Here is an 18294-nt window from a genome sequence, read left to right on the forward strand (position 1 = left end):
GAACCTAGGTTGAATTTTATATTATCTAACAGCAGCAAACGTCGCGCTTATCGCTGGCAACAGGGATTTAGCATACTGGCCCTCAGCAGCATTAGCGCCTTTTACGCCATGGCTGCACCAGCAATCAACACTCAAGTAACGGCGTTGAATGCAGTGGCGGCTAAAACTGTGCCTGCAAATCCAAATACCAACGAAGGTGATATCCAACCTGTCCATCACAATGCCGAGCAAGCATATAAGTTTAAACCCGTTGTTTATCAAATTTTTACCCGACTCTATGGCAATAAAAACACCACCAATAAACCTTGGGGCACGATTAGCGAAAACGGTGTGGGTAAATTTAATGATATTGATGACGCAGCGCTCATAAGTATCAAAGACTTAGGCGTTACCCATGTGTGGTATACGGGTGTGCCCCACCACGCCTTAATTGGCGATTACAGTGCGATTGGCGTAAGTCACGATGATCCCGATGTGGTTAAGGGCCGCGCTGGTTCGCCCTATGCGGTTAAAGATTATTACAACGTAAACCCCGATTTAGCGGTTGATCCCGCAAAGCGCTTACAGGAGTTTCAGGCACTTATCGAGCGCACCCACAAGCAAGGCTTAAAGGTGATTATCGATATAGTACCCAACCATGTGGCGCGTAATTACCACTCCATCACTAAGCCCGAGGGCGTGCGCGATTTTGGTGAAGACGATAATCAAACCCTTGAATATGCAAAGCATAATAACTTTTACTATGTGATTAATAACAAGCAATCCTCTGGCTTTCAAGTGCCCGATATACCAGAGAGCCTCAAACCGTTAGGCGGCCAATCGCATCCCCTAAGTGATGGTCAATTTAAGGAAATCCCCGCCAAATGGACGGGCAACGGCTCACGCCTCGCCAAGCCGGATATGAACGACTGGTATGAAACCGTTAAAATCAATTACGGTGTCCGCCCCGATGGCAGCCATGATTTTCCCCCACTGCCGCCACGCTATGCCACACTCGGCGCCGAGCAGCACTATGCTTTTTGGCAGCAACGAACCCGTGAATTACCTAACTCTTGGATCAAGTTCAATCAAATTGCCCAGTATTGGTTAGTGATGGGAGTCGATGGATTTCGTTACGATATGGCCGAAATGGTGCCCGTCGAGTTTTGGAGCTATTTAAATAGTCATATAAAACATAGTCATCCCGAAGCCTTTATTTTAGCTGAGGTCTATAACCCTTCGCTGTATCGCGACTATATTCAGCTCGGCAAAATGGACTACCTCTACGACAAGGTCGATCTTTACGATACCCTCAAAGCCATTATGGCAGGGCAAAAAAGTACCGCGCAGATCGCCGCAGATCAGGCCAAAGTGCAAGATATCGCCCCACACATGCTGCATTTTTTAGAAAACCACGACGAGCAGCGCATCGCTAATGCTGCCTTTTTAGGCGCCTTAACTGGTAACTCCTCGACAGATGCGGTCGATCCCCGCTACGCCCTGCCCGCCATGGTGGTGTCAGCAACCTTAAGTACCTCACCCACCTTGATTTATTTTGGTCAAGAAGTAGGAGAAGCGGCGACGCAAAACCTAGGCTTTGGCCATGCTTCGCGCACCAGTATTTTTGATTATGCGGGCGTCCCCGCCCATCAGCGCTGGATGAATCAAGGTAAATTTGATGGCGGCCAATCTACTCCAGCAGAAGTCGCGCTGCGCACCTATTACCAAAAATTATTGAACCTCAGTACGGGGAAAAATACGCCTGCACTATTGGGGCAATATGACTCGCTAGATGCTGCCAACCGCAGCGCGATGTCGGCAGCAAAGGCTAACAATAAGACAAATAATGTCAGCGCAACGGGTTATGATGACTCAACCTTTGCCTTTGTTCGCTTTGAGGCCAATACCACCGCTAACAAAGGCCAAAAGCTGATTATTGTCAGTAACTTTAGTCAAACCCAAGCCAAGTTATTTTCACTTAAACTGCCCCAATCTCTGATTGCGCAATGGCAGTTAACCGATGCAACCTATCAGCTTAAGGATTTACTGGAAGACCATACGGCGCAGTTGGTTGTCGAACAAGGTGAAGGACAAGTTAAATTGCAGCTAGCACCTCTCTCCTCTGCGATATTTGAACTCGTCCATTAGCCAGATAGCAAAGTAAGATAAAAATCTTAGGTTAGCGCCAGAGTCACACTTAGTTGTGACTCTGGCTTTTTTAAAACACACTAGCGTAAACATCAGTTAAACAGCACAGAGGCAAGCCATGTTACTCGGCATTCACCATGCGGCGATTATTTGCAGTGACTATCAAAAGTCCAAACACTTTTATGTGACGATTCTTGGCCTTAGCGTGCTTGCAGAGCATTATCGTGAGGCGCGCCAGTCCTACAAACTCGATTTACAACTGCCGGATATGAGCCAAATCGAGTTGTTTTCCTTCGACAATCCTCCCAAGCGCCCTAGCTATCCCGAAGCCTGCGGTCTTAGGCATCTCGCCTTTCGCGTCGCATCGATTGAAACGGCGATCGAGCATCTTACGGCCCATGATATCGCCGTCGAACCCGTCCGCATCGACGAATACACAGGCAAAAAGTTCACCTTCTTTAGCGATCCAGACGACTTACCCTTAGAGTTATATGAGCTATAACCTGAATCCTCAATGTATTAAAAATGTAAATAAAACAGCGCACTAAAATAGCGTATTCACGCAACGAATAAGATGAATAAAGCTTAATTACGCCAAGGGAGTTTTAGCAGTAGACTCAATTCAGCGGCGCAGCACTAGCTCATCGTTTGACCAATATGACTGAGTAAAAGACCTGCGCTTACCAAGCGCTAATCACAGAGGAGCTCAAGGTGTTTGATAATCCAGCATTATTGTTATGGAGTTTAGTCTTTGGCCTCTTTGGCCTTGGCTTTTTCACCTACGGCAAGCGCCAAGCCGCCCCCATCCCTCTGACCGTCGGCCTCACCCTGATGATTTACCCTTATTTTGTCACCAATCTCGCGCTACTTATCACCATCGGCATCGCCCTTATCGTACTCCCCTATTTTGTAAGAATATGATTTTTAAGTAGTAGAAATATTCAAAGCTAGAAATGCGTTGAATAACTGACAGGATTAAAATAAAGCTGAGTGGGAGATTACGTGTTAGGAATTAGAACTGTTTTGCTGGTATTGGCTTATGGTGAGCCATGGTATTTGATCATCGACACGGTGAATAGAAACCTAGGGTTTCTAAGCTTATGAACGAGAGCCATGGTCGTTCTCATGCGTCCCTGCATTGTACGATATTCAGGCATCCTGCCTATCAGATGGCGAACTGGCCGTTAAACACGGATATTGTTCAAGTCCATCCATGGATGCAGAGCCGTCCTGTCTGATGTGAATGGATTCACGTATGCCGCGATGGCATGGATGCCAAAGAGCGGCCATGGGGCGGCCGTCTCGCTAATGGTAATCCCCCATTATCGATAAGAGTCGCGACGGTTTCCTTTGCCCTTATGTGGTTCATCGCCGACCAGACAAACAAAATCAACAAAGTGTGGCCACCGCTATCAGCTTGATCCTAATTACCTTAGCAGAGCCTTTTCGGCATTAAGGGATGAGTTAGGTCTGTGCGACCATTTAGAAATGAGCCAGCGCGCTATCTGCCAGACTGTTTTCGGATATGGGTGTTGACCCTCAAGGTCGGATGGCTCACACCGATGCCAAGTCCACCAAAATCAATGTGCGGGATCGCCTGCAATGGACCGAAGTACCACACGCTGAGATTAAAATTAGCCATAAATAAAACTAAGGCAACCAGCATACTTTGCCACTGTTATTTTGAAATCCGTTTCACCCCCATTTCACCCCCGTTTCACCACCTCTAAGCAGTAAAATACCAAATTCCAGACACAAAAAAGCCCGCAACTAATTAAGATTGCAGGCTTTATTGTTTATGAATTTGGTCGGTATGAGAGGATTCGAACCTCCGACCCCTGACACCCCATGACAGTGCGCTACCGGGCTGCGCTACATACCGAAATTGTCAGTGTTTAATCGATTATTAAGTTAAACATTAAACACTTATTACTCAAAGTGCGATTAACTGGGGTTCACCTTAAGTGACGCAGACTTTAGCAATTGCCTCGCCTCTGTGCAAGTGCTTAGTGAACTGAGTTTGACTAACTGCTTAGTTTCTGGCCTGAATGACTCTATTTTCAAAATTTTATGCCCTTTCATTGGGCTTTGTTCGGCATATGACGTGCATAATATTGGTCAATGCGCGTCAACATGTAGGGGAAAAACGGATTCCATTTTTGGCGTAACATTTCGGATGCTGGAACACTATAAACGCCTCGCTCACCACGGGAAGCGGCTGCGCCTATTTGTATGCGGGTTAGCTTCTCATTGCTTGACATGCCATATAGGCCATCATTTTCAGCAAAAGGTAACGCAACATGGGAGAGTGAATACACGCCCGCCGGCCAATAAAGCGGGAGGTGTTTAATCTGAGATAACGACTCATCCTGTGGCCTAAATCCAAATTCCCGAGCTTGAACCTGAGTCGTTTCGCTATTGATATTTTCAATCAGCGTGCCACGGTAATGAATGTTGTCAGAAGCTGTTGGTAACAAGGCGGGTAGTGGATCATTAGTCATTAACTTACTGTTGATAACGGTACGATTCATATCAAATAGCACTAATTCATGGCCCTTTTGCGGTAGCGTTTGATACAACAAACTCACAACAGCTGCGCTAGATACCGTTGCATCGGCAACAGATTGAAAGCTTAAAATCGATGGGATTTGTTCACGCTGCAAAGGCATTAATCCGCTTAACAAACTCTGGTTACGTAACGCCAATTGGTAGACGACATCCCCGGCATTGACGGCAAAAGACATGTACTTGAAGGGATCGTATTCCATCAGAATACTATTCCATTGCAGCTTATCTAAGTCGAGCAGGCGACCTATCCAACTTTGCCAGCGAGCCGCGGCCGCAATTGGAGCAAGCCCAATAGCTGGCGACATAAAAATCATCCCGGCATAATCGGGCGCTTTATCTTGATTAATCAGTTCAAGTTCATGGTTAAGCGCTATCGCAGCACCCGTTGAAAAACCAATAACGAATAACGGCTTACCTTTAAGTTCTTGTTTCATGTGCGCCGTTGCCAAATTCACTGCGGCGGCTAAGTCTTGCCAATAGAGGCTAGTGAGACCGCTAGGGATAGTGCCATGTCCAGGGAGTCTTAATCCAAGTACATGGGCTTTGCCCTTAAAATGTGCTGCCACGTTAGACATGGCATAGGGTGAATCTGACATACCATGGAGCAACAATACGCCAAAAGGCGCATTGGCTTTAGGCCATTCAAAACTGCGATTCCAGTTTTGTGGCCATCTCGCGGGATCGGCAAGGCTATTTTTAACATAACGATTGACTGGCGATGCATCTGCCGCCGACACTTTTTTGAGTACTTTGTTATCAACCTCGGCAAAGAGCTTATCTTCTAAGGCAATGTAATCACGAAAGTTATCAAGTTTAGTGTTGTAGTGGAATTCGTGTTTTAACTCAGTCGTGTGCCAGAGGGACAGATCGGGTTTAGCATTGAGAAAATAGATTCCAGTCACTAATAAGGCAACAGCAATCCCTAAACAGCCATAAAAGGCAGCGAAAAATAAATGTTTAGTTGAGCCTATGATAATGGCTTTCATTGCTGCCCCATGGTTCCGATAAAATACGCATGCAGATTATACGGTTAGATAAAAATAAACCTCAACATTCATATTTAAGATTTGTTTTGATGGCATTTTAATTGTCGCGATTAAGTTTACTTAGGTTAAGATCCGCGTCACTTTTATTTGATATTCGCAAATTTTACTTAATATGCATATTGGTCCAGCCACAGCGTCCTATGCGTTTTATCTCCCTAATCCCCCACTCATGCCTGAATATTGGCATTGGGAGCAGGATAACGCGATAGCAGAACTCATCGCCTTAAACGGTAACCACTGGCGTAAGATCTTCACCATTATGGCCAAAATTTGCGCCCCCAGTGAAGATTGGCGCCACTATCGCGACAACTTATTACTCAAAAAACACCAAATGCTCTTGATAGGTGCAAGTGCCCTATCGCCCCATGCCAGCATTCACATTGTGTGTGGGCAAGCTGCCGCGAAGCCTTTGGGATTGAGTACTGAGCTGTTCAATACACCACTATCAAACCGACAAACTGCCTATCAACCGCTGATGCATGCGTCACAGGGTAAGCTGCAAGATGTCACTGAAATAATGCAAACTTCCTCAGTACAGAAGAAACAAGTGCTACTCACGCCCTACTTGGATTATCGCCAATACTCTAATGCCCTGATTGCGCTTACGCGCTCGCATATACAAAACGTATCTGCTTGATAAAATTTCATAAAAAAGCACCCGGATAGGCCGAGTGCTTTAAAAGAAAACTTAGATAGCATTGCCTATGCCAAGGTTAGTGATAAAAATCAGTCGTAGATGGTTGGAATGGGCTGGCGCTTATGTTGGGTGGCCTTATAGATATTGATAAGCTTTTCTTCCACGGCCTTATCTACGGCTTTCCCTTCGAGGAAATCATCGATTTGCTCGTAGGTCAGCCCGAGTGCGACTTCATCTTCGAGTAGCGGTTTGTTGTCCTCTAAATCCGCGGTTGGTGCTTTATAAACTAAGGACTCTGGTGCGCCCAAATACGCCGCTACCTGACGCACTTGGCGTTTGTTGAGGCCAAATAAAGGCGCGAGATCGCAGGCACCATCGCCCCATTTGGTATAAAAACCGGTAATGTTTTCGGCGCTATGATCGGTCCCCACCACTAAGCCGCCGACTAATCCCGCTAACTCATACTGGGCAATCATGCGCATCCGCGCTTTAACATTGCCCTTAACAAAATCCACTTTCGCCTCATCCGGCATACTCAGTCCCGCCTCAACAAACGCACTTAAGGTGGCTTGATGCACGCCATCAACACCTTGGTGCACATTTACTGTGACTAATTTTGATGGCTGAATAAATTGGCACGCTTGCTGAGCTTCATGCTCATCTTTTTGAATTTGATAGGGTAAACGCACTGCAATAAACTGATAACCACCCTCGGGATGCTCACTATTGAGGCTATCAACGGCCAACTGGCATAAACGCCCCGCCGTCGATGAATCCACGCCACCGCTGATCCCTAATACCAACGCCTTACTGCGGGCCTCTTTGAGCTTGGTTTTAATAAACGCCACGCGGCGCTGCACTTCAAACTCAGGCTCAATCGCCTTGAGTACCTTCATTTCTCTTAAGATCTGCGCTTTCACCGAAAATTCCACCTTAAATATTCGCTGTTATTGGGAGCGGTAAACCGCCTAACGTTATCATTTATTTGCGCCTAAAAACAACAAGGGCAATAACGGTTTGCCGCTATTGCCCTTATTAACTGAAACCTATGCTGGTTTATCTTTCCCAGTAAGATTCTTCTAAGCTGTCTTCACGCTCGGGTAACCCACGGGACAAACGCGGACTGTGCTGCGCTAATACCTCATAGGCCACGCGGTTAGCGTACTTACAAATTTGTGAGAAGGATGAATAACATAAGCCATCACGCTTATGCTTACTTGAGCCTGGCACGTTGGTCTTATGGAAGGTATTGGCCGCCAAGTCGTGCAATAACGCCGACAACGCGCCATCACCCGCACCATTGGTATTGCCTATTTTCTCCGGTCCACCCATGTAAGGGGAAATATGGGCATAGACTTTAATCGGATTTTCACAGTCACTCTTGAGCTTAGGACGTGAGAACTCATAACGGTTAAATTCAGGGATAGCACCTGGCAGCAGCGTATGAGTGGTCTCGCGCTTTTCGGCATCATCGGTATAACCTGCGGTATAAAGCCCGATTGGGCCAGCGGTGGTTAACACCATATCGCACCACTCGAGGGCTCTTTCGCTGGCAAGCAGCGGATCGCGAAACCCAGTTAACGCCTCGCCTTCATCTTCGTTCATCGCCAAAATGGTCACATGCTCTTGGATAAAGTTTTGCCACCAAACCGGATCTTCTTCGATTAAGAAGCGTGTGCCTAAGGTCAATACCACAGGGACTTCGGCTGCTTTGGCATATTCAATCGCGCACATGGCCGCATCGGTGATCCTGTCGCCGCCGCTGGCACGCATTAAATAGGCGGTTAATACCAAGGCAGAGCTGCCCTGTACTACGTCTTTATCAATGTATTCTGGGGTTAACTTATCCATCGCCCCTTTACTGATCGCGAAGGTACGCTCACCGCAATCAGAAATCAGCGTAAAACAACGACCTATGGGGCCATCGACGGGTTGCAGGAAGTTAAGGTCTACTTTAGAGGAGGTGTTGCAAAGATAACGGTAGGCGTAACTGCCGACTTCGATATTTTGACTCATCACCCCAAACAGCACTGAGCGGTCGTCGGCCAAAATAGAATAATTGTGCACGGTATTGCCAATAGTGCCGCCCGCAAACTCATCGCTGATCAAACCGTTTTGTTTCAGCTCGGTATACAGGGCGTGCGCTTGCTCATCATTGATAAGCGTCGAATTGCCCTTGGGTAAACCATAACGCCCGAGCAACTCATCCTCTACCTTGGCTTCGATATCCACTAAGGTTTGATCGATACCGCTGATATAAGTCGCAAAAGGTTGAGGTTGCTGCGTTAATTGCTCAAGCAATGGGTCGCGGGTTTTGACCGGAAAATAATGTTTCGATTTGCGCTGACCGGGAAACTTCATAGTGGCTCTCTTTTCCTGGCATCCATGCTAATGGGCATTACAACGAGCGTTGGCTCATTGTGTCCTAAAAATAATGAGTCTAGGCTAGAGAGATAAAAAATCCACTCCCGAGCCACAAAGGGCGCAGATTCTACCATAAAATCAGCATGAAACTAGGCCGTGTTTAGGTTTCAACGGGAGAAATTTACCGTCACTCTGCGCGTATCCAAGGTTGAGCTTGTTCTTGCACCAATTGCCTGAGCAGCTCGATATGGAGCTCATCATCATTTAAACAGGGAATAAAGTGATAGGCCTCACCACCCGCATGCAGGAAAGTCTCTTTACCACCAATCGAAATTTCCTCTAAGGTTTCGAGGCAATCAGTGGCAAAGGCTGGGCAAATTATATCGACGCTTTTCACGCCTTGGCGTGGTAAATCGGCCAGCAGTTCATCGGCATAAGGGGTTAACCACTCTTCTTTGCCGAAGCGGGATTGGAAACACACCTGCCATTGTCCATCGGTTAATCCCAGAGCCTGTGCCAGTAACTTGGCGGTAGTGCGACACTGCTCAGGATAGGGATCGCCTTCAGTGGCATACCGCAGCGGAATACCGTGGAAGGATAAAATCAACTTGTCGGCCTGGCCATGGGTTTTCCAATGGCGCTTAACCGAATGCGCTAAAGCCGCGATATAGGCTTCATGGTCAAAATACTGTTTGCTAAAGCGCAGCTCAGGAATATCGCGCACTTTAGCAAAATACTGCGCCACCGCATCGAACACGCTGGCGACAGTTGAGCAGGAATATTGCGGATATAACGGCAGTACGACGATACGCTCGGCGCCTTGGGCTTTGAGTTTGGCAAAGCCGCTATCAATCGAAGGATTGCCATAGCTCATGCCGAGTTCAACGGGAATAGTTTGATTAAAGGTCGCGCTCAGATCCGTGGCTAACTTTTGTGCCTGCTGCTCACTTATCACCATCAGCGGCGAGCCCTGCTCTGTCCACACACTCTGATATAGTTTGGCCACCTTGGCGGGTCGGGTATTAAGGATTATCCCCTGCAAAATCGGCTGCCACAGCCAAGGGGACAAATCGACGACCCGAGGATCACTTAAAAACTGTTTGAGGAATCGCTTAACCGCTTTGGGAGTGGGTTCATCGGGCGTGCCGAGATTGACCAATAACACGCCAAACGCAGGAGAGGGAGAAGTCAATGTGTTACCTTTTATCAGCCTAATACCTCGGCAGGCTAACATTCAGTTGCCAATAAAAAAAGCCTGCAATCGCAGGCTTTTTCTTAATATGAGAACTTGTTCTCGAATTTAGCGAATGATGCTTATTTCAGCACGCTGGCTAACTGTTCACTCACAGCAGCAACCGACTGAGTACCATCAAATTTATGGTATTGAGTGTGACCCGCCGCAGCCACTTTGCCATAGTATTCAACCAATGGCTTAGTTTGTTCGTGGTAAATGCCTAAACGCTTACGCACTGTGGCTTCTTCGTCATCAGGACGAATCGCTAAGTCTTCGCCAGTCACATCGTCTTTGCCTTCCACTTTAGGTGGATTGAATACCACGTGGTAAACACGGCCAGAACCTGGGTGAACGCGACGGCCGCTCATACGCTTAACGATTTCTTCGTCTGGCACATCGATTTCAATCACGTGATCAATGCTGATACCGTTTGCCGCCATCGCATCCGCTTGCGGGATAGTGCGTGGGAAACCGTCTAACAGGAAACCTTTAGCACAGTCGTCCTGTGCGATACGCTCTTTAACCAGTCCAATGATCAGATCATCAGAAACCAGTTGGCCTGCATCCATCACTTTCTTCGCTTCTAAACCCAGCGGAGTACCGGCTTTAACAGCAGCACGTAACATATCGCCAGTAGAAATTTGTGGGATACCATACTGTTCCATAATGAACTGGGCCTGGGTACCTTTACCGGCACCTGGGGCGCCCAATAGGATAATGCGCATCTCAAGAGTCCTCTTTTTCGCATTGATATTCTTCTTAGGGCGGCGATCTTCGCACATCTGACCGCCATTGAGAAGGCTTTTAGCTTCGACTTTAGCCTCAGAAACCGCAAATAAATCGCCGTTTTGTGGCAAATTTTATCCTTAGTAGAGCAAGGTATACAGCTTGCGACGGTACTGGTTAGCAAGACTATTACCTTGACCAAGGGCTGTTAAAATCTCCATAAAGACTTGTTTTACTTTGCCATTTTCGGCATTCAAGTCTTTAGATAACACACCGTATAAATGCGCAAGTGCTTCTTCATCGCGGTGAGCCGAATGCAAGGCTTTACAAAGTTCGAGTAATAACACTAAATCCTGCGGATTATGCTCAAACTTCTGCTGTAAATCACGAATTTCAGGTGTGTCCGCCGCATCCAAGGCAAGGGTTAATTTCGCCTTTAAGCTCTGGTAATAACTGTCTTGATCGGCAAGGCCAATCTGTTCGAGTAAAGTCTGCGCTTGAGCCAGTTCACCCTGTATCAAATACACATCGGCGAGCACCAAACTCACCTCAGCAGCATGATTTGAGGCGCTATAGGCGTCTTTCAGCAACACGGCCGCAGTGGTTAAATCCTCCGCCGATACTTGGCTCAAGGCTAACAAGGCTTTGGCTTGCTCAAGCTGCAATTGCCATAACGGAGGCAAGTGTTTCTCCAGCATAGCGCTCACCTGCGCCGCCTCCTGCATGCCCGCAAAGCCATCGATTGGTTGGCCCTTATCGAGCACTAAGGTGGTCGGCAGTGCTTGAATGCGGAAATAGTTCGCGATTTCCAGCTCAGTTTCACAGTTCACTTTCGCCAGCACAAAACGGCCAGCATGCTGGGTGGCAAGTTGCTCGAGTGTTTGCACCATGGCAACACTCTGCGGCTGTGGCTGGGCCCAAAACACCATCACCACCAGTTGCTGCATCGAAGCATCAACCACTTGCTGAATATTGTCTTTCGTTAGATCGAGGATATTGTCCATGGTTTTCCTTACTCCCAAACTGGCACCTCTACGGGGAAATGCCCTAGGGTAATGCGACTCTTGGTGCCTAAAAGTGAATCGGGGCACTTGTGTCTCGACCCAAGTGCCCCGAATGTGTTACTTCAGACTTGCCAATAACATTTGGTTCATCAGCTTAATAAAGGCCGATGGGTCTGCTAGGCTGCCCTTCTCCGACAATTGCGCCTGTTGCAATAACAGATTCGACCAATCGGCGAAGGCGGCTTCATCTTGAAGATCATTAAGGCGCGACACTAATGGGTGCGCAGGGTTGATCTCAAACGTCGGCTTGACCTCTGGCACTGGCTGGCCGGCAGCCTGCATCAGTTTGATCATTTGCGTCGACATTTCACCTTCACCCGTGACCACACAGGCTGGGGTATCGGTTAAGCGTGAAGTGACTTTCACATCGGCCACGCTAGCGCCTAATGCCGCTTTAATGCGTTCAATCAGTGGTGCAGACTCTTCAGCGAGTTTCTCCTGCGCTTCCTTCTCGGCCGCATCTTCCAGCTCACCTAATTCCAGCTCGCCACGGGTGACTGAGTGCAATTGTTTTTCTTTGTACTCAGTTAAGTGGTTGATTAACCACTCGTCGATACGTTCTGACATCAGCAACACTTCGATGCCTTTCTTACGCAGCAGTTCTAAGTGTGGGCTGTTGGCAGCGGCTTCGTGGCTATCGGCAACGATGTAATAAATCTTGGTTTGGCCTTCCTTCATGCGGCTAATGTAGTCATCGAGTGACACAGTCGGTGCCGCGCTACCCGTATGGGTCGACGCAAAACGCAGTAAGCCTGCAATACGCTCACGGTTTGCAAAGTCTTCCGCTGGACCTTCCTTCAACACTTGACCAAATTCGGCCCAGAATTTTTGGTATTTATCCGCATCGTCTTTTGCCAGTTTTTCCAACATACCCAGCACGCGCTTAGTAATACCGGTGCGCATCGCTTTGGTGATGTGGTTGTCCTGCAAAATCTCGCGAGACACGTTTAGCGGCAGATCGTTTGAGTCAATCAAACCCTGCACAAAACGCAGGTAAGACGGCATAAACTGCTCAGCGTCATCCATAATAAACACGCGCTGAACAAAGAGTTTCAGGCCATGCTTACGGTCGCGGTTCCACAGATCCCATGGCGCTTTTGATGGGATATACAACAGGTTAGTGTATTCCTGTTTACCTTCAACGCGGTTATGACTCCACAGCAGAGCGTCTGTGTAGTCGTGGGAAATATGCTTATAAAATTCTTGGTATTCTTCGTCAGTGACCTCAGACTTATTACGCATCCACAGCGCAGTCGCCTTGTTCATGACCTTCCAATAGCCTTCGGTTGCAGGAATTTTTTCACCGTCTGGGCCATCGCGCTCAGGGGTGCCTTCCTGCCACATTTCTACTGGGATTGAAATATGGTCTGAGTATTTAGTGATGATGGAACGTAGGCGCCACTCATCGGCAAACTCTTTCTCTTCATCACGCAGGTGCAGGGTAATTTCAGTACCACGGCTCGCCTTGGTGATAGTTTCAACGGTGAAGCTACCCTCACCTTCGGATTCCCACAATACGGCTTCGTCGGCCTTATGACCTGCCGCGCGGGTACGAACGGTGACTTTTTTCGCTACGATAAAGGCGGAATAGAAGCCCACACCGAATTGACCGATTAGCTGCGAATCCTTTGAGGCTTCGCCAGAGAGGTTTTTAAAGAATTCAGCGGTGCCCGATTTGGCGATCGTGCCTAAATGCTCAATCACGCCATCGCGGGTCATACCCACGCCGTTGTCTTCGATGGTCACCGTGCCTTTTTCTTTGTCTGCGCTGATACGCACACGTAGCTCACCGTCACCTTCGTATAACGCGTCGTTGGTTAACGCAAGGTAACGCAGCTTATCGGCCGCATCCGCAGCGTTAGAGACCAGTTCACGCAAGAAAATTTCTTTGTTGGAATACAAAGAATGGATCATCAAATGCAACAGCTGTTTGACTTCAGTTTGAAAACCATGAGTTTCTTGTTGTGACATGAAATTTTCCTTATTTGTTACGCAATTTGGTTAAAGCAAACGCTCAGTGCTTTATAAAATGGGGCTGCAAATCCACTTTTCAAGGGGGGAGATAAAATCACAGATCAAATGGCGAAAAATAAGGCAGTATCAAACCGAAATTACGATATCCCTATGTCAGAATTAAGAAAGGAATATTAGACCTAGACACGCTAGGGCGTGTTCGCTAAACAAATACAGCCATAAAATAAAAACCCGCGAGCACTGGGCCAGCGGGTTTACTCTTTAGGCCATCACAGGCTACAGCGGGATACGCCCATTGAAGGACAGCGCTAAGGTGGTGCTGTCGACATATTCCAGTTCGCCACCCACGGGCACGCCGTGGGCAATGCGGCTGATCAGCACCTTGTGGCGCCTTGCCATATCGGCGATAAAGTGGGCTGTGGCCTCACCTTCAACCGTAGGATTAGTCGCTAAAATCAGCTCAGCAACATCGCCAGAGGCTAAGTGACGCTCTAATAGCGCCAAGCCTAACTCTTCAGGCCCCACGCCATCGAGGGGAGATAAATGGCCCAGCAAAACAAAATAGCGACCCGTAAAATGTCCACCTGCTTCAATGGCTAACACATCGGCTGGCGTTTCGACCACACAAATTGTCGAAGACGAGCCGCGCTTATGACTAGCACAAATCGGACATAACGTTTCTTCAGTGTAGGTTCGGCAAGACTGACAATGACCGATATCACTCATGGCACTCGACAGGGCTGAGGCTAATTTAAGCCCCGCTTTCCTGTCACGCTCAAGTAATTGAAACGCCATACGTTGCGCCGATTTAGGCCCAACCCCTGGTAAACAACGTAGGGACTGAATTAACTCGTCTAGCAGTGGACTAAATTTCATTGTCTATCTCAATTAAAATGGCATTTTCATGCCTGGTGGTAATTGCATACCGCCAGTCACTTCGGCCATTTTAGCTTTTTGATTCTCTTCGATGCGACGTGCTGCATCATTACAGGCTGCTGCGATCAAATCTTCCAGCATTTCTTTGTCGTCTTCCATCAAGCTTGGGTCGATTTCGACTTTACGCACTGTGTGTGCGCCTGTCATGGTCACTTTAACCAGACCTGCACCTGACTCACCGACCATTTCCATGCGGGCAATTTCTTCCTGCATTTTTGCCATTTTTTCTTGCATCATCTGGGCTTGTTTCATCAGATTGCCCATACCGCCTTTTCCAAACATAGTCATTTCTCTTCTATTAGGGTTAGTCGCAAGCTTTTAAGCTGGCTAATCTTACTGAAATAAATGGGATTGGCAATCAATGCCGCGATCCCATCGATAAACTTATGATCTTGATAGCGCGTTTTTAACAAACTCTGCCATTCCACGCAGCATATACATAGAGGAAATATTACTCGGGCTCAGGTAACGCAGGAATAAGCCCGCTGCGCTGATTTAACAGTTCAGGCGGATAGAGCAAGCTATCCTTCTCAAGCTCAGCCCCAAAGCGGTTAATCAGCCATTGCACATTGTCATCCATTATTAGCGACTGCTGCGCCTGTTGCAGTAACTCTTGGTGAAAACGTTTACGCATCTCTAAGGGCGTCTCCCGTGTAGGATCGGTTCCTATGACCACCTCAACCTGCCTTGGGTTCCCAAGAGCTGCGGTTAAGGCTTGCTCGAGCTGCTCAATGGCCACCTGCGCCGCCAAGTGTTTCTGATCGGGTTTTAACAGTAATGGCAAAGGGTTAGCCTGCTGCTGACAAATCGAATTGACCGCTAACTGACGCACACGGCCGCCAATATCGAGGCTCGCCATGAGCTTGTACCAATGCAAATCGAGCGGATGACCGGTAATCGATTGCGCCAGTGCTAATGCGGTGGATGACGCCGATGAAACCGTCTCGCTTGGCGGTGACTGTTGGGTCCGTTGCTGCGTCTGTGATAATTCCTGTGTCTGAGACGGTTGCAGCACGGTATTTGCTTCAGTGCGTTGCAGATCAGTCTTAATCTCTTCCACTTCGGTATCGATTGTCGAGGTTTGAGCCGAAGCATGCCCAGGTACTGCCGCACCAACTGATTTTTGCGGCGCGCTCACGCCACTTTGTAGGTGTGAGCTAGCAGCCAATGAGCTTGCCTCATCCATTGCCACGACAGGCGCCTCTTCCCATGGCGGGCGATCGTTTGGATCAAACTGCGGAGTCGGCGTGACATTGGATAGTGACTCAAGATGGATCTCGGCCTCGAAATCGTCGTCAAAGGGCAGCTCAAAGTCGTTATCGGACTCATTAATGACAACTTGCGGCTCGATAGAAGCATCAACTGAAGGCGTTTTATGTGTTGGCGCGTGAGAGACTGGAGCAGTATGCGCACTCTGGCTCGGGGTTTTAAGCTTAACTTCCGCTGCCGACTTTTTTCCATCACCTTCCTTGGTGCTGAGCGCATCAAGATCGGATAACAAAGAGTCACGCGCCGCTAATACCGCCGATAAAATATCGTCATCATCGAGGGACACTGTAGTTGAAGCCGGAGGAGTTGTTGAAGCCAGAGGGCTTGTTGAAGCAGAGCTTTCGGCAATAGACTGCGACTTTTGTGTTGGTGTAGCAGACGTTTGAGCGGTATGTCCATGAACAGCAGACTCATGCATAACATGGCTATGATCAATAGACTGAGCACTGTCGCGATTAAACGAATTATCTTCTATATCAGAGAATGCGCCCTGCTCCTCAGATATAAATTGCGCATAATCATCTTGATATGCATCCAGCGGCGCGGCGGCATAATCGTACTGCCCGTAAGACTCAGCTGAATAAGCATCAGGCGTTAACTTATCTACACTTTCGTTAACACTCGTTTGAGTCTCTTCCTCGACATCATTTTCATTAGATAATGCCACTGTAGGTTCTGTTAACTGGTTGGCGTAAGACTTAAAGTTAACACTAGCGGTATCAACAACCGCGGCTTGATGATGTTCAGCATCAGCATTTGATGCAGGCATAGAAACAGCACTTACTTCTGTCTCAGTATTCGATACAACATCCACATTTGCGCCAAAGCCCTGACTTTGGGCTTGACTTAAAATCACTTGCTGCTCGGCAATCAATGCAGCATTGAGCACTAACGCTTCATCAACCTCATCCTCATCGACAGCTAAAACATCCTCATCGGATAAAGTTTGTTGCGATGCTTCGACGAGTGAAGTCGTAGCAAGCTCGGACGTTGCTGCAACTTGTGGCAAAGCTTGGGAATCAACGGCGGAAGTTAGCGAAGTTTTTTTTTCAGCCACAGCCTGATTAACCGTCTGTTCTACCGCGGGCATATTTGATGCGGGCGAAGCAGACATTGGCTGCTGAGAAGGCAAACTTACCTTAGCTGGGTCTTCGACTTGCCAACGTTTTACTGGCTTTTCGGGAACAAATGCCACCGCTCGCAGCAGCGCCATTTCGAGGCCCGATTTAGGATCCGGCGCATGGGGTAAGTCTTTACGGCCAGTCAGTAAAATTTGGTAATACAGCTGCACTTGTTCCGGCGCTAACTGCTCGGCAAAGGCCTGAATTTGAGCACTATAAAGGGATTGCTGCGCGGCGGCTGGCGCAAATTGTGTCAGGGTAATCTGATGCAGTAATTCCAGTAAACTACGCAGCACTTCTTGGGCGTCCGCGCCATAGGCGAGCACCTGGGCGCAGCTTTGCATCAATACGCTAATATCGGCATCGGTTAAGGCTTTAAGTAAGCGCAGCACATGCTGCTCATCGATGCTGCCCAGCATAGATTGCACTTGGTTAAGCATTACCGTGCCGCCACCGAAGGCAATGGCCTGATCGGTCAAGCTTAAAGCATCACGCATGCTGCCATTGGCCGCTTTGGCGAGCAGAGTTAGGGCTTCGTGCTCAAAGGGCAATTGCTCTTGGGTTAAAATATGCTGTAGCTGAGAGCCAATTTCCTGCTGAGTTAAACTCTTTAAATTAAATTGCAGGCAGCGGGATAACACAGTCACCGGCAGCTTTTGCGGATCGGTGGTCGCCAGCAAAAACTTCACATGCTCTGGCGGTTCTTCGAGGGTTTTTAGCAGCGCATTAAAACTACTGCGTGAGAGCATGTGTACTTCGTCGATCAGATAAACCTTAAAACGGCCTCGGGTCGGACGATATTGCACATTGTCTAAGAGTTCACGAGTGTCATCGACTTTGGTACGCGAGGCGGCATCGACTTCAATTAAGTCAACAAAACGGCCTTGGGCAATTTCGACACAGCTGCCACACACACCACAGGGGGAAGCCGTTACGCCCTTCTCACAGTTAAGACCTTTGGCAAAGAGACGCGCCAAACTGGTCTTGCCCACTCCGCGCGTGCCCGTAAAAAGATACGCATGGTGTAAACGTTGCTGGGTTAACGCATTGGTTAATGCGTGCAACACATGACTTTGGCCGACCATCTGTTCGAATGTGGCAGGGCGCCATTTTCTGGCTAACACCTGATATGACATGGAACTCCCCAATGTGCATGACAAGAATGTTGGTACAAAAAAGGGGATCGCGCCCCGAGATAGTTGCAAGATAACATGTCAATTAACGACAT

General features: G+C 48.1%; 14 protein-coding genes and 1 tRNA gene. 4 read left to right on the top strand and 11 right to left on the bottom strand.

The window, feature by feature from the left end; translation table 11 throughout:
- Positions 1-9 precede the first annotated feature (9 nt).
- The 3 genes from JM642_RS11580 (at position 10) to JM642_RS11590 (ending at position 3048) form a co-directional block, all read left to right on the top strand.
- Positions 10-2127 carry an alpha-amylase family protein gene (locus JM642_RS11580; protein WP_203431842.1) on the top strand — a complete coding sequence of 706 codons (2118 nt, stop codon included), beginning with the start codon at positions 10-12 and terminating at the stop codon, positions 2125-2127.
- A gap of 118 nt (positions 2128-2245) precedes the next feature.
- The gene (locus JM642_RS11585) at positions 2246-2629 is read left to right on the top strand and encodes a VOC family protein (protein WP_172590125.1); all 384 of its coding nucleotides are present in this window, start codon (positions 2246-2248) and stop codon (positions 2627-2629) included.
- 209 nt (positions 2630-2838) lie between these two features.
- Entirely contained in the window at positions 2839-3048 is a 210-nt protein-coding gene (locus JM642_RS11590; protein ID WP_088585707.1) for a hypothetical protein, read from the top strand.
- Between the two features lie 884 nt (positions 3049-3932).
- Here the strand turns inward: JM642_RS11590 and JM642_RS11595 are convergent.
- Both JM642_RS11595 and JM642_RS11600 read right to left on the bottom strand, forming a co-directional pair.
- A tRNA-Pro gene (locus JM642_RS11595) sits at positions 3933-4009 on the bottom strand.
- Between the two features lie 196 nt (positions 4010-4205).
- Entirely contained in the window at positions 4206-5681 is a 1476-nt protein-coding gene (locus tag JM642_RS11600) for an alpha/beta fold hydrolase (protein ID WP_203431843.1), read from the bottom strand.
- 172 nt (positions 5682-5853) lie between these two features.
- Between JM642_RS11600 and JM642_RS11605 the strand changes: the two genes are divergently transcribed.
- On the top strand, positions 5854-6378 hold the full coding sequence (locus tag JM642_RS11605; protein WP_203431844.1) for a hypothetical protein: 525 nt from the start codon (positions 5854-5856) through the stop codon (positions 6376-6378).
- A gap of 89 nt (positions 6379-6467) precedes the next feature.
- Here the strand turns inward: JM642_RS11605 and nadE are convergent, their stop codons facing one another.
- From nadE to dnaX, 9 genes are all read right to left on the bottom strand, one after another.
- Positions 6468-7298 carry an ammonia-dependent NAD(+) synthetase gene (gene nadE / locus JM642_RS11610; protein ID WP_047540856.1) on the bottom strand — a complete coding sequence of 277 codons (831 nt, stop codon included), beginning with the start codon at positions 7296-7298 and terminating at the stop codon, positions 6468-6470.
- A gap of 136 nt (positions 7299-7434) precedes the next feature.
- Positions 7435-8739, bottom strand: coding sequence for an inosine/guanosine kinase (locus JM642_RS11615; RefSeq protein ID WP_088585710.1), 1305 nt, complete (start codon positions 8737-8739; stop codon positions 7435-7437).
- Positions 8740-8929: 190 nt separating this feature from the next.
- Positions 8930-9976: a ferrochelatase gene (hemH, locus tag JM642_RS11620; protein ID WP_055647122.1), complete on the bottom strand. Its 1047-nt coding sequence runs from the start codon at positions 9974-9976 to the stop codon at positions 8930-8932.
- Positions 9977-10056: 80 nt separating this feature from the next.
- Positions 10057-10701, bottom strand: coding sequence for an adenylate kinase (adk, locus tag JM642_RS11625; protein WP_037417813.1), 645 nt, complete (start codon positions 10699-10701; stop codon positions 10057-10059).
- 141 nt (positions 10702-10842) lie between these two features.
- Complete coding sequence (locus JM642_RS11630; RefSeq protein ID WP_088585711.1) at positions 10843-11706, bottom strand: tetratricopeptide repeat protein; 864 nt, start codon at positions 11704-11706, stop codon at positions 10843-10845.
- Positions 11707-11823: 117 nt separating this feature from the next.
- Positions 11824-13737, bottom strand: a complete 1914-nt coding sequence (htpG, locus tag JM642_RS11635) for a molecular chaperone HtpG (protein WP_203431845.1) — start codon at positions 13735-13737, stop codon at positions 11824-11826.
- A gap of 279 nt (positions 13738-14016) precedes the next feature.
- Positions 14017-14616, bottom strand: a complete 600-nt coding sequence (recR, locus tag JM642_RS11640) for a recombination mediator RecR (protein ID WP_055647120.1) — start codon at positions 14614-14616, stop codon at positions 14017-14019.
- 12 nt (positions 14617-14628) lie between these two features.
- Positions 14629-14958 (bottom strand): YbaB/EbfC family nucleoid-associated protein, encoded by a 330-nt coding sequence (locus tag JM642_RS11645; protein WP_007648738.1) that lies wholly within the window; start codon positions 14956-14958, stop codon positions 14629-14631.
- A 169-nt stretch (positions 14959-15127) separates the two neighbouring features.
- Positions 15128-18202, bottom strand: a complete 3075-nt coding sequence (gene dnaX, locus JM642_RS11650; protein ID WP_203431846.1) for a DNA polymerase III subunit gamma/tau — start codon at positions 18200-18202, stop codon at positions 15128-15130.
- Positions 18203-18294 lie beyond the last annotated feature (92 nt).

It is taken from the genome of Shewanella sp. LZH-2 (assembly GCF_016859145.1).
GTDB lineage: Bacteria > Pseudomonadota > Gammaproteobacteria > Enterobacterales > Shewanellaceae > Shewanella > Shewanella xiamenensis.